General features: G+C 61.4%; 4 protein-coding genes. 1 reads left to right on the top strand and 3 read right to left on the bottom strand.

The window, feature by feature from the left end; all coding sequences use genetic code 11:
• Window positions 1-153: 153 nt before the first annotated feature.
• Window positions 154-1482 carry a 3-deoxy-D-manno-octulosonic acid transferase gene (locus Mal15_RS04415; protein WP_147866649.1) on the top strand — a complete coding sequence of 443 codons (1329 nt, stop codon included), beginning with the start codon at window positions 154-156 and terminating at the stop codon, window positions 1480-1482.
• A 111-nt stretch (window positions 1483-1593) separates the two neighbouring features.
• Here the strand turns inward: Mal15_RS04415 and Mal15_RS04410 are convergent, their stop codons facing one another.
• From Mal15_RS04410 to Mal15_RS04400, 3 genes are all read right to left on the bottom strand, one after another.
• The gene (locus tag Mal15_RS04410; RefSeq protein WP_147866648.1) at window positions 1594-2358 is read right to left on the bottom strand and encodes a hypothetical protein; all 765 of its coding nucleotides are present in this window, start codon (window positions 2356-2358) and stop codon (window positions 1594-1596) included.
• 377 nt (window positions 2359-2735) lie between these two features.
• Window positions 2736-10295: a hypothetical protein gene (locus Mal15_RS04405; protein ID WP_147866647.1), complete on the bottom strand. Its 7560-nt coding sequence runs from the start codon at window positions 10293-10295 to the stop codon at window positions 2736-2738.
• Window positions 10292-13828 (bottom strand): hypothetical protein, encoded by a 3537-nt coding sequence (locus Mal15_RS04400; RefSeq protein WP_233903277.1) that lies wholly within the window; start codon window positions 13826-13828, stop codon window positions 10292-10294. Before Mal15_RS04400 ends, Mal15_RS04405 begins: the two co-directional genes overlap by 4 nt.
• Window positions 13829-13967: the final 139 nt, after the last annotated feature.

Raw genomic sequence — 13967 nt, 5'->3', positions numbered from 1 at the left:
CAGGCTCCCGCCTGGGAACGCTATTTCCGCGAGGCTCCCGCCTCGCCAGCACGACCCACTCGGGAGGCGGAGCCTCCCTAGCATCCCGTTCCCAGGCGGAGCCTGGGAACGAGAGAAACCCCACGAGAGAAACCCCGAGAACGGAATCTCATCATGCTTGCCAACGCCATCTACTTGATCGCGCTGTCGGTGCTGTCACCCTGGATTCTGTATCGCCGCGTGCGACATGGACGCTACCGTCGCGGATGGCGTCAGAAACTGCTGGGGCTGTCCGCGGGTGAGGCATCGAGTCTGCTGGGTGAGGGCCGAAACGGACCATGCATTTGGCTGCACGCGGTCAGCGTCGGCGAAGTCAACTTGCTCGGCGGCGTGGTCAAACGACTGCAGACGCAACATCCGCAAGCCCGCATCGTGATCAGTTCCAGTACCGACACCGGATACGATTTGGCCACCGAGCGGTTCGGAGCCGATCGGGTGTTCTTTTGCCCGCTCGACTTTTCGTGGGCGGTGGGGCGAACGCTTGCCAATTTGCGTCCGGACCTGCTGGTCTTGGCGGAATTGGAATTGTGGCCGAACCTGATCCGGATCGCTCGAAAGCGCGACACCGATGTCGTCGTCATCAATGGACGGTTGAGCGACCGTAGTGCTGCCGGCTACCAACGATTCGGATGGCTGACCCGATCGATCTTTCGCTCGCTCAGCAACGTCCAGTGCCAAGACGAATCATCGGCCGAGAATTTTGGCCGCTGCGGTACACCGCCGTCGCGGATCGCCATCAGCGGTTCGCTGAAGTTTGACGATGCCCCGCAATCGCGCGAATGTATCGAAGTGCAGTCTCGTCTCCGTTGGGCGGGCGCCGATCCCTGGCACGCGATCTGGGTCTTCGGCAGCACACAGGAAGGCGAAGAGGCGATGGCACTGGACATCTACCGACGGCTCAGCGAGCAGCATTCCGAATTGCGTTTGATCCTTGTGCCGCGTCACCGAGAGCGGTTTGATCGCGTCGCCCAGTTGGTTCGATCACAAGGGCTGGTCGCGCACCGTCGATCCGACGATGTTTCGATGGAACACTTGAAATGGACCGCCGACCGAGTGCTGTTGATCGACACGATCGGCGAGCTCCGATCGTGGTGGGGCGTCGGCCAGATCGCCACCGTCGGAGGATCGTTTGGAGACCGCGGCGGACAAAACATGCTGGAACCGGCCGGCTATGGCAGTGCGATCGCGTTCGGCCCCGACACCCGCAACTTTGCCGACATCGCCGAGCGATTGCTCGATGCCGAAGGGGCGGTTCGTGTCAACGACGCCGCACAACTGGAATCCTTCGTGCAGCGTTGCTTGAACGACGTCCCGGCGGCCGACGCACTCGGACGCGCCGCGCGACAGGTCGTCCAGCAACATCGCGGCGCCACCGAACGGACGATTGAAGCGGTCGGCCGGTTCATCGCCGTGGACGAAGGCCGACAACAACGCGCGGCCTGAACCGCGGGTAAGCGGTCGTGGACGACGCGAGGAGTCCTCGCAGTTGGCAATCCGAATGGACTCGTCGCCTCGTCCACTACCCGAAAACCAAGCTGAGAAACCAATTTCCCGTTACCGTGCCGCCAGTTGGCTTTGAGAGTGGGCCGGCGTGATCTCGACCCGGGCTTCCTCGATCAGACTTCTCAGGAACGCTTTGGCTTCCAAGTAGTCGCGTTTCTCGTAGTAGGCGACGTTTGCCTTCAACTCCTTTTCGATCCGCTCGATCCAATCTCGCATCGGCAGAAAATAGTCGGGGTTGATGCGTCCGACGACGCTGCGCTGGTGAAACACCAGATCGACCGGTCCGCGTGCCTTTTCGTAGTAGCTCGACTGCAGCAAGATCGGCCACGCGACCTGACCGGTCACCGGATCGACGGGGCGGCGTGGCGCCCGACTGGAAACCAATCGCACCGCGGCCCGCTTTTCCTGACGGACCTGCTCACCGCGAGCGTGCAAGTGCCCGAACCGCGACTGATTGTTGATCTGTTTTCGCTCCAACCGCGTCGCCAGGAACGCGACGCTGTTTTCCATTTCCAACCGGTCGGCATGCAGGTGCTGCGTGCGTGCACTCGCGTTCAAAACGTTGGCCGTCGCCGCGGCCCGGATCAATGCGGCGCGCCCGAATGCCGGGTCATAGCCGTAGCCGCGATGGCCGTATTGGACATGTCCGTACACCGGCCGAACGTAGTGGACGGTGTGGTGCCGGACCGGTCCGCTGTAGCAGTGGCCCGAGTCGCACCCGCTGGAACTCGACTGGGCCGACGCCGAACCCGCCCCCGCCAAGACCGAAAGCAACAGAACCGAGCAAAATGCGACGTTTGCCAGTGTGACCTTCATCGATCCAATTCCCGTGAAATGATTGTTTTTTTGTGCCAACACCCAGCCAAGCGGAGCCGACGGGAGGGCGTTACAGAAAACGTGAAAAAGACTGTCGATGGGGCCGGTTGGTGCACAGGCATTCGCCGCACACGGTCGCTGCGTCGCAGCGCGAAGAGTCGCCTAAAGGAACCGTCCAGCTTAGGGCGGAGGCGAAACGCGACGAATCCAAATGATCTGGCCGATTGGGTAAGAGGTGGTCGGCGGATCGGTGTACGACGTCCTTTCTAGGTCGTCGCGCTGAGCCCCACGGGCGACGGCCCGGAAGGGCCATCGTACCCCAAGAAGAGCATCGCCCTCAGCTGGACGGTCCCTAAAGGCTAGACACCAACGGTGGGTTACATTCCCGTCGGGACCGACTTGGATTTCATTCGATTGATCAGCGGGACGGTCACCGCGATGACCATCAGGGTCACGGCCAAGGGAATCGGGATCAGGAACAGGCCCAGGACACCGACGACGAACAACCAGACCGCAGGTTCATGAATCCAGGTTTGGAATCGGCCACGAAAGGGCCACAGCAGGATCACGGCCAATCCGAACGTGACCAGCGTGATCACGTTGACCAGCAAGTCCTGAAGCGACTCGCGCTGCGTGAACGATTGCACCAGGACCGGCCCCTCGGCAAACGTGTCCAAACGGACAATCGAGGCCACTTCGAACTCCGAAAACCGATGTTGCGCGAAGAGGGTTTGCGGAAGCCTGGGATTGGATTGCAGGAAACGCCCCGCCAATTGCAACAACTGCCGATCATACGCCTGCCACCGCCTCGTCATGTCGGGATCAACGTCGGGCGCCGCCGGTCTGGCGGTTGCGTCCTGTTCTCGATTCGCTTCGTCCGACCGACGCTCTGTTGTTTCGTCGGTGGCCGTCGCCGCGACGCCGACCGCGTCCTGACCGGACGTCGGGACCATCCGAAACGGGTGCCCGCTGCGACTGGCAATCGCTTGATAGCGCGCGATCCATGGCAGCAACCAACGTTTGATTTCTTCGTCGCTTCGTTCAGCCAGCATGTCGCGTGAGCGATCGATCGCAGTCACGACACTTTGCGCCAGTGCAAAGGCCCGCGCCGATCGTTGCCGCACGAAGTCGTCCGGAACCTGATCCATGCCACCGTCTTGCCGTTCCAGCGTGATTCGTCGATTCTGACCGACCAGCGGCGTTTGATAGAACGTGACCCATAGATCGCGGGTCGGCACGTCGACCAGTTCGCTCAAGTAACTCGTGATCGCTCGCCCCGCCACCGGGACTTCGACCAGCACCTCCAACGATTGGGGCAGCCGACTGTAGGCCAAGGGGACACGCAACCGCGACGTTTGGGGAAGCCTGGACGTGTCGTCGTCCCGGCCGTCGGCCTGATCGTCATCCGAGACATCGCCCGAGCTGCCGCGGCCCGGCGGCAACTCACTTAAATCGACTTCGCGCCCGGCGGACCAAATCCCGATACAGGTGGCGCCAACGGGCAAAGCGACGGTGACTTCATTTCGGGTTTCCGGCAAGATGTCAAATCGCTGGATGACCAGGACGTGATCGCTGTCAAGAAACACCCTTGCATCGCAGCACAGTGCCACCGGGTTGACCGTCGCTTGCAACAGCGGTTCCAACTCGACCGACCAATTCGATTCGATCGGTGAATAGAACGAATAGCGTTCGGGTGATTCGACCTCGTTCTGGAAGGACGCAAACACGTTTGGATCGTTTTTTAATGACCGGACCGACTGGGCACGCCATTGAATCGCCTGGGTCGTCAATTGCCCCGGCACCGCGACCAGATGATCACGCAAGTTGGCTCCCAAGACAGTCACCGCAGGAACACTGACACGCACCTGGTCTCGGTTCTTTAAACTGCCAGTGACCTGAACGCGCCGCACGTCTTCGCCGCGACGAGCCGATCGAACGACTTGGGCGGGCACCGCGACGCGAACGACGGTGACCACATCATCGCTGGATTGTCGCTTTCCCCAAACACTGGCGCCGCTGACCTGCAAATCGGCCGCCCAACGTGTCGGCAGTGTCAGATCCACATAATCGGGGATCGTTCTGCCGGGCAATTCCAGCAACGTGTCGCAGAACCATTGCCCGTCCGCGTACCGCATCCTGGTGATCTGATCACAGGTAAAGACCGAACCGGAGGCGCGGCGGCTGACCACGATCGGGTCATCATCCGTTGGCGTCCCACTGAATTCAGCGTACACGACCGGAATCCGCCCGGCGAGCAAATCGTCCTGCGTCAGTGTGGCCGGTTTCCAAGTGCCGGGCTCGTTCTCATTCCCCGGCGCCGGGTCATCGGATCGCGTCATCCGGACGTCCAGCGATCGTTCACGTGTGATGCGATAGGTTTCGCGAATCTCGCCATCGGATGAAATCGCGAACCGGGGAAGCATGGTCCGCCCCCGGATCGGCACGCGACTTTCGGCCAACAGTTCGATCTGAGTGGCCCCGTTGATTCGATTGTCACCGATCGGCACCTGTGAGCGAACCCCCGACGGGGTCTCGACCGTCAGCGGCGTCATGGAAGTGATGGGTTCACCATTGACCAAACAACTGACCAAGCGGAACCGCGGGGGGATGGTGATTTGGATGCGTTGAAGACTCGGCCTCAGGTCGACCAGGTCGGCCTTCAACCGCAACTCCATCTTCGTCTCCTTGACGTGCAAACGATGATTCAACCGAGCGGTGGGCGTGGGAAATTTGTCTTGCAAAAGCACGAAGGATGGGAACACGTCCTGAATGACAAATGCCCGTTGAATTCTTCCGGGATAGCCTCGCCACGCCGCCAAAAACTCGTCTTCGCTGGCGGGTTGGGAGCCCTTGGCCAACTCGCTGACGCGAATCGAGGCTGCCGATTCGATGGCAAACAAGGTGGCCGCCCAGCGTTGGGCGACCGAGGAAAACACCTCGGGGATCGGCATCGTCTTGCTGTCTTCGGTCGACGTCGGATCGTTCAGCACCGAAGGCAACCGCCACAGCAAACGGATCGGAGTGTCGACGCTGGATTGTTTTTCGAATCGATAAACCCCGCTCACCAGTGAAGCGTTCGCACCGGGAGGACGATCGGAGCTGTCGGCCAGTTCCGATTCTTCCATTGCCCAACCGATACTCGTCAGACTCGGTGGCGGCCCGCCGAGAATGGTCAGCTGCAACGTGTCACCTTCTCGCAGGCTGTCTTCCGGTGTGATCTCACACTCGACGACCGTGGATTCGATCCCGGCAGAAATCCGATATGCCCGGCGCAGGGTTTGTGCGGCCGATTGGCCGGGACGTTTGACGGCGCGACATCGAATCGCCAACTCGCGGACCGGTCCCAAGTCCGCTTCGTAGCGTCCCAATTCGGAACGGAACAGCGATCGGCCCAAGGGATCACCGAGCGATTCGACTTGGATCTCGCGTGGTGCTTCGACAATCAACTTGGCGGCATGGATCGCGGGGATCGCCAACCGAACGACGGTGGTTGCCATTCCCGATGTCGCGTCCAGCCGAACGTCGCCGCCGGACAGGCCCGGATCGGCCGGCCCCGGATCGGCACCCGGTGGTTCGGAATCGCGTTCGTCCCAAGCCGGCCCGTCGCCGCCGACCGCCATGCCCGGTTCGATACCGAGCGTCAACACCGACGGCAAATAGGTCAACCGCAACAGACTCTGACGACTCGACGGGATCGCGGCGGTCACCGTCCCGCGTTCGTCGACGGTGAAACGGATGATTTGCGTCTCACCGCCCGATACCAATTCGATCCGGCGCAACAGATCGGCACGGACGGGCAATCGCACCTGCGTCGATTCGCGCACCAGCTGGATTTGATAGTCCGCTTGAATCTCGGCGGCGATGGAACCGGCCGCGTCGCGTGGCGGAGTCAGAACGACACGGTATTCCGCCGATTGGAATTGTGCGTCCACCGGACGGTCTGGATCGACGTCCGATCGAATGGATTCATAATCCGCTCGTGACATGTACACCTTGTCGCCGACCGGCACATAGTCGGGATCCAGCGGCACCAACAATTCGATCGGATCGTTGTCTGCCGTTTCGACCATTCCCCCGCCGTCCGACTCTCGCCGAGCATCGTCGCCGATGGAATCCTGGGCCGCCAGGCCGCCGCCCATCGTCGCCGACCATCCGATCGCGAACAACAGCACCGAATGCGGAACCGACACGGAGAAGTCCGCCGATCGGTCGCGGGCGTTGCGTTGTGATCGGGTGTCGTCCAGCCGCAGCGATCCGCCGGCACCACTGCCGGTCACCCTGGTCGTCCGTCGATCGGCCATCACCACGTGCAACAGTGCCGCGGCCGACAGCGGCACGGCGATCCAGCCGATGATGGCCGCTTGCGCCGGCCACCAGATGACGGCCCCACTGATCGCAAGCACGGTCAGAACGAACAAACCGTGGACTCCCAACGGAAACCAGCGTGCGATCGACCACGCCATAAAAAAGACGACCGTCGCGACCAGCCACCCCAGGCCGATCGCCACGTCACGCGCGACCAAAATCAACACCGTCCCCTGGCCCAATTCGCCCGACTCGCCGGCGAGTGAATCGGTGGCACGGTGCAGTAACAATGTCCCCGCGCCGGTTTGATACGCCACCTGTTGCCGAATGACATTGCCTTCCACTTCGACACGCGGGATCCGGCATCGTCGAAACCAGTCGCTAGATGCGTGACGCCGCCGCATCAACACCGCGATTTGATCGCTCGGCCGCTCGGGATCGATCCAGATCTCGCCCACCTCGGTTCGATCGGCAGCTTGGCGCACCCCGTTCCTGGACACAGACACGATTTCCAGTTCGTGATCGAAGGAAAGATGAATCGGCTTGCGCGTGGACACCTCGGCGGTCAAATGGAACAAGTCTTCATTGCGGCTGTTGGCGACCACTTCGAATCGCTGGTTCCAAATCAGACAGGCCGCCGTCTCGGGCTGCGCCCGTCGCAATCGAATCTCGGGACGGAGCAGCGGTTCGTATCGAAGGTATTGTGGTTGACCAGCGGCGACCGACGTCGAACCGTTTGCCTCGGTTCCGGGAACCAGTTGAACTCCCGGGGGAATCTCGGAAATCTCCCAGCTGGCGTCGATCCTGACCTCGGCGGTTTGCCCTCGAGTTCGACGCACACTCGGCAGCGACAGGGTCAACCGGTCTTGGACCGGAAAGAACCGGCGTCCGACCAATTCGAATTGCCGCAAGTCACGGCCTTCCAGCGTGATGACGTAGGTCCCCAGCGGATCAGGCGACGCCCGCTGCACGCTGGAACTGGGCAAGCTGACCGTTGCCGACTGATCTGTCCGCCGCAACGACCAACTGAATTCTTCCTGTCGGGAGTTGCCGGTCAGCACCGAGAGTTCTGAAATCGGTTGCGTCGTCTCGGCCCGGACGACGATGGTTTCGGAGACATCGCTGCCTTCGGTTTCGATCACGTGCCGCAGCGCGACCCCGAAGGAATCATCGACGGGCTCCAACGTGACCTCGGGGATTTCGCCGGTCGGGCTGCGGATCAACAACGTTTCCGAATCCGGTTGAAAAAATGCGATCGATTCCTCGTCCATCGTGGATGATTCGAACCGCCCCTGCAGCATCACCGAATTGCCGTCCCAACGGCGCAGCGGTGGCGGTTGAATCGAGACCACATGTTCTCCCACATGCTGCAGCGGTCGAACGATCCAGGTCGAAGCCATCGTCAAACGGTTGCGATTCCTGGGCAGATTCTTTCGCGCGATCACCTCGACTTCGAACGTCGCTTGGGCCGCTTCGCTGGGCGTCGGCCAAATCACCCAACGATTGGCATCCACAGGCACGGTGATTCTGCGCCCCGAACCGACCACGGTGACCGAGTCGACGGTCCAATCTGGATTAACGTCCATCTGAAACGGAGACTGGTGATTCTGCAACAACCGACAACGGATGCGGCTGTTCGAGCGCACCTCCGGGGTCGGAGCCTGTTGCACACGCAACCGCGTCCAAACCGCTTCGATGAACCGCTCTTCTTTTTCGATCAGCATCAGCTGCGACCAGATCGCATCGGGCTGTGCGTTTTGGGGTGGCGGACCGTCGGCGATCAACAGCGTCTCACCAGCCCGCGTGGGTGTCTGAATCGATTGCCGCCATGTCGGTGGCAAGTCCCACTTTGCGACTTCCAAGGGGTCCATCACCGCGACAATGGTTTGCGTGGACGCTTCGGTCCACAACACGTTCGGCTCGTCGGGTGTCACCGAGGGCAATTCACAAATGCCGTCGCTGAGATTCCAATTCGACGTCCCCTCGATCGTCAACGTCAACAGCTCCGACGCCGGCTCGTTCCGCAACCCGCCTGCCGGTGCTGCGGCCGGGACGGAGTCGATGACACCGACCAATCCGCCGGGTAGATCGACGTCGATCAACGATTGGCCATCCTCGCGCCGCAACACCTGATACGGTGCCTCGATGGAATTGACTCGAATCGCCGTCACGGTTCCCTGCGGCAAGCGCAGACGAAGCCGATTGCGTTGGCGTGGAAACTGCAACGTCATCCGGTGGATCCACGACACGCCCGACAAGTCCACCTCGTACTGCTTTGATTCGCGTCGGATGAACAGTGGCTGGTTCGCTTCGCCATCAGACCTTCGGCGGGCATCGATCTCCAGCCGGTTCAGTCCGCCGGCTTCCAACACGTACCAACGAATGTCGCCTGTTCGCGTTTGCACATCCGCATCCGGCGGCGGCCCGGGACGCTCGACCAATACCCCTTGCTTGGACTCCAGAACGATGTCGCTGGGCGTGGAAATGACCAGTCGCGTCTGCGCGGTCCGGGGCAAACGCAAGTCGAACCGTTTTGCCGCGCCCACCGATTGGCTTCGCAACGTCCATCCGAAACGAATCTCGGATTGTGACCATCCGTCCAAGGCGCCGGCCGCGCTGTCCGGTTCGCGTTGATCCTCTGCTGCGATGCCGGCCGAACCGAGCGATTGTTCGACAGTCGCGGTAAACCCGTCCGCTGACGGCGTCCCCGGAACGACCGCCACCAACTCACCCGAAAAATCGATTTCCAACCTGGGAAGATTTCCCCGACCGACCGAAAGCGGTGATCGAAGACCGCCGGGTGAACCGGTGATCGCCAAATTGACCTGCCCCAACTTTCGACGAATGATCGGGCGAGGCTTGTGCTCCAGCACCAACTTGCTGCCTTCGCTGACCAACAGATTCTCATCCAGCCGAATGTCATAGAACCCGCTGACCAAACGAGCCTGGTTCGAATCGGCAAACCGCTCGGCACCGTTGCCGATCGCCTGCTGCAAATCGCGGATCGAAACGGCACGAAAATCTGCCGGCACCAAGTCGACGATTTGTGAAAGGAAAACCCCGATCGGACGCAGCGGTCGACCGTCACGATCACGCAACGGCAGCGGCAACGTCAAACGATCCTGACGTGCCGCTGCGTCATCGCTCGACACCGCATCGCTGACCCCGGCCGCCGATGATTCGCCCTCGGCGGACTCGGTGGTCGGGGACTCGTCTTCCGCAGCCTTGTCTTCCGCAGCCTTGTCTTCCGCAGCCTTGTCTTCCGCAGCCTTGTCCATCGGCTCGCTGGCTGAGGGCTCGCTGGCTGAGGGCTCGCTGGCTGACGAAGGATCGTCTTTGGGCCCTGCGGCGTCCGGCCCCGCAGCGTCCGGCTCGGCGGAGGGTCGATCGGTGTCTCCTTGAGGTCCATCGGCGGGTTGCTCGACCGCCGGTGGCGTTTCGGGGACTTGTTGGCCGCGCGACTGTCCGGTCGCCAGCAGCGCACAGCCGACCGCGATCAACGTCAACATCAGCCGCCGCGCAACGCCGATCCGGCCGACGGCGAACGGGCCGCGAGCCATCGCCAGGCCCAGCAACGCTGCCGCGTCACACCCTCCGCGACAGACGAAGTTGTCGGTTGTCGCCGGGGTCATGAAGCCACCTCGTCGGCAGACTTCGAGACGTCCTCCGGACCGATCGAATGGGTGACGGCGATGCTGCTGGGCGGTCGGTAATCGGGCGGTTGCCGACGACTTTGCGATGATGAATCCAATCGTGTCTCGCGGGTGCTGGTCAACACTCTGGACGGCGTCGGCAGCACCAGATTGCGAATCGCCAACATCACGATGACCAGCACCAACGACAACATCGTGACTTGACCGACCAGGATGGCGGCGTCCGGAGCGACCGCCAACAGCCCCGCAAAACAGACGATCGCGACGACCGCGGAAAACGGATTGCGGGTCGCGGGGATGTAGGTCAGCACGGCGGCCACGAACACGATGGCACCGGCGACGATCATCCACAAGATGGTTCGAGTGCCGACCATCGACCGGAACGAGCGGTCGTCCATCGAAGAGAACAAGTATCGATTGCCCGTCGGCATCGGGCTCAAATCGATCGCCTCGGGCTGTGCCGTCGCGACTCGATTGATCAGCGTGGTCTCGGTCATCAGCGGGCTGCGAATCAGTCGCCAACGGTCGAATCCCCATTGCATTTCGCGGCCGACCGACGGCGTCGCCCAAACCAAGTGGCAATCCGACGGGACCGTCAACTGCCAAAACAGCTGGCCGGTCCCGGGACCGACATGGGCCAGCGGCCTGATCGATTGAAACAGGCCGCCACCGGTTCGATCGATCCACAACCGAACATCGATCAGATGCTGCTGCATGTCCGATGGGACGCGCACGACCAGCCGCTCGCCGACCATCTTGTACGCCGCGGGTTCGCCGTTCAGAGTGACCTGGATCTCGGTTTGATCGGCGTACTCCAAGTCCAGTTCAAACTCGCCGGTCCCTTCCAGACTGGCGATCACTTGATCGTGTTGGGAGATTTCGCTGATCGCCGTTCGCACCACGATCTTGCCTGTCAGCAATTCGCTTTTCGCCGGCGCCCTCGGTGAAATCCGCAGCGGAACCGTTTTTGTCGGCAGCGTACGAAAGACCAATTGATCGGTCAGCGATTTCTCCGCCGGCGTGATGTCATGCGACTCGCCGCCCAACAACTCCAGTTCGATTTTTCCCCGCAGCGTGATGTCTTGGACGATCGGATAGGGCAACCCGATCTCAACCAATTTCTCCGCGGCATCGGGGTTAAACGTCACGGATTCGGAGTGGATGAACCGTACTTCCATGTTGCCGTCGGCGAGCGCATCGGAAACGAGATCGTATTGCAAGCTTTGCGACGCCTGCCCGGCCGTGTTGGTCCCGGTCGCCTGCTGTTGATCGGCCAAAGCGTCGGACGTGACGGCCTGTAACTGCGCCGCACGGTCATTGACCTCGACCGACCATTGTTTCATGGCGCTGTCATTTTGCCCGTCGGTCGCCCCCGACGTCTCGCCCTCATCGTCGGCACCGGAACCCTGCGACGAAGCAACGTTCGATGCGGCATCGGCGGCAACCCCGGGGGTCGGTTCGGGGATCGCGATCCGCAACCGTCCTTCCAAGTCGACGGGAGTTTCGATCAGCCACGTGACGGTGGTCACCAATTGATCACCGATCAATTTGACGTTGGCGGTGTGTTCCAAGCTGATTCGGGGCGGGCGTTCCACCAATTGGCCGACGATGCGTGCGGCCGATTCGGGAGGCATCACGGCGAACACGCGGGTCGTATCTCCGATTCGCGATGGATCCGCGGTGGCCCGTTCACCGTTGCCGACTCGCTCAAGCGCCGCGGATTCGGCATCGGCCGAACGTTCTAAATGGGACGAACGCTCCAAGTCGACGACGAACGAACGCCGGCCTTTGCCGGAGAGCCGAACGATGGCTTCTTGAATCGTGATCGGGTCACGACGATCCCCCGACCCGACGATCCGTGGCACCGGCAATTCGACACGCCGATCCGCTTGATCGGCCGACGCCTCACTGAGCCCGCGGCGCGCCTTGATCAAAACGGGAATGCTTTCTTCCATGCCCGTGTAATTCACTTCGATTTCGATCAAGTTGTCCGATTCATACCAGGGAAGCGGAGCACCGGTGCGCGCGTTTTCGATTCGAGGCGCCTGCCAATCCGCCAGATCGACGCTCAACAACTGAGACCGATTGCCATTTCCGATCGATTCGATTTCCATCGAAAGATTCGCGGAATTGTCCCGCAGTTCGATGTCGCACTCGCTGGACACGCGGAATTCACGCTTGGTGGCGTCCAACCAAATCGGCAACGTAAACTCGCCACGGATGAATTGAAACGAATAACTCCGCTGGTCGACCGCCGTTTCATCCTCGGCGGCCGGTGTGGTGTTTTTGACATACGATCGCTGGTGCCACCGCAAACGATAGTCCGCTCCGGTCGTGATGTTGATCGTGCCCTGGTTGCGAAGCGCTTCGGCAACCACGGGCACTTGCAATGCAAGCGGATTCTTGGCCGTCGGGGAATCGCTGGGGATCTCCAATCGAAACTCCAACACAATGCTCTGTCGACGTTCGAACTTGGGGATCGTGACCTGAAACAGCTCGGCGTCACCGGCGTCGGGCTTGGAGAGTTCGACTTGCTGCCCGAATTGACCGCTGGTGATCAGCTTCGGATCATCGCGCAGCGACGCCCCCGGCGGAATCCGGAGTTTGAAACTGGAGATCGGTCCGCGGGAATCACGCACCGTCATCTTCACGTTCTGCAACAACGGATCCTGGGGCGAATTCCATTGCATGGAAATCCCACTGGTCGCTTCCAGCAACGGGACCGAAACGGGTCGATCCATCGTGCCCCACTGTAGTGTGAAGCGGCCCCCGCTGCTGATCACCTTGAATTGACTGCGGCCCGCCTCGTCGGCTGAGGTTTCAAGGACTTCGTCGTCGCGATTGGGGATCACGCCGACGACGTCGCGCGAATCGCTGACCAGGTTGATCTCCGTCGCCGAAGGCGGCAAACGAAAATCCAACGCATGCACCACATCGGTCTCGACCCGAGCTGACATCTGCATGCGGAACCCGACGATGGTCTCCTTGGCGACCGAGGCGAGCAATTCATAGTCCCCCGAATCCTGGTCGACCGCCACGGCCAGTTTGTTGCCGTTTTCGGCGCCGGAAAAGAATTCGACCGGACCCAAGCGGTGAAAATTCTCCATCGCCAAAGGGATCTCGATCGTCTCATCGGCGGTTGCGTCGACGGCCACCCGCACCTCCACCGACAACTCCGCCCGATTACCGTCGACCCGACCGTCGATCTTCACCGTGTCGAACACATAACGGCGCGTTTGGTTCGTGCCGCCACGTTCGAGTTCCAAATACCGCTCGTACTTCATCCCCGGGGCATAGATCGCATTCTCCGAGACGTCCAGAAACATCATCCCCTTGATCGGCAGCTTTCCAGACTCGGCCGGCGTCGGCGAGGGACGCAGGATTTCCGCCGGCGGATACGTCCCCGGGGGCTGGGCGTGGCTCGGAACACCGCCCACCAAACAAACGCTCGTGAAGCAAACGATCACCCCCACACACCTGACCACCGACGCAGCGATCGATCCGGCAGACATCAGTGCCGCCGAAAAGAGGTTCGTTGCCGAATCGGTGCGATACATAAACCAGATGGACTCGAGACGGTCTGCGGCATCGCGGCGAGCCGACCGGGGCTCACAAGCAAGCAGCACGTGGCGGAATGAGAAAGGAGAAGGA

Origin of the sequence: Stieleria maiorica, from assembly GCF_008035925.1 — a bacterium.
Lineage (GTDB): Bacteria > Planctomycetota > Planctomycetia > Pirellulales > Pirellulaceae > Stieleria > Stieleria maiorica.
This window is presented reverse-complemented; position numbering and strand designations above follow the sequence as displayed.

Coding starts and splice junctions, on each gene's coding strand:
- Mal15_RS04410 (WP_147866648.1), bottom strand. CDS start 2,358: ATGAAGGTCACACTGGCAAACGTCGCATTTTGCTCGGTTCTGTTGCTT.
- Mal15_RS04405 (WP_147866647.1), bottom strand. CDS start 10,295: ATGACCCCGGCGACAACCGACAACTTCGTCTGTCGCGGAGGGTGTGAC.
- Mal15_RS04415 (WP_147866649.1), top strand. CDS start 154: ATGCTTGCCAACGCCATCTACTTGATCGCGCTGTCGGTGCTGTCACCC.
- Mal15_RS04400 (WP_233903277.1), bottom strand. CDS start 13,828: ATGTCTGCCGGATCGATCGCTGCGTCGGTGGTCAGGTGTGTGGGGGTG.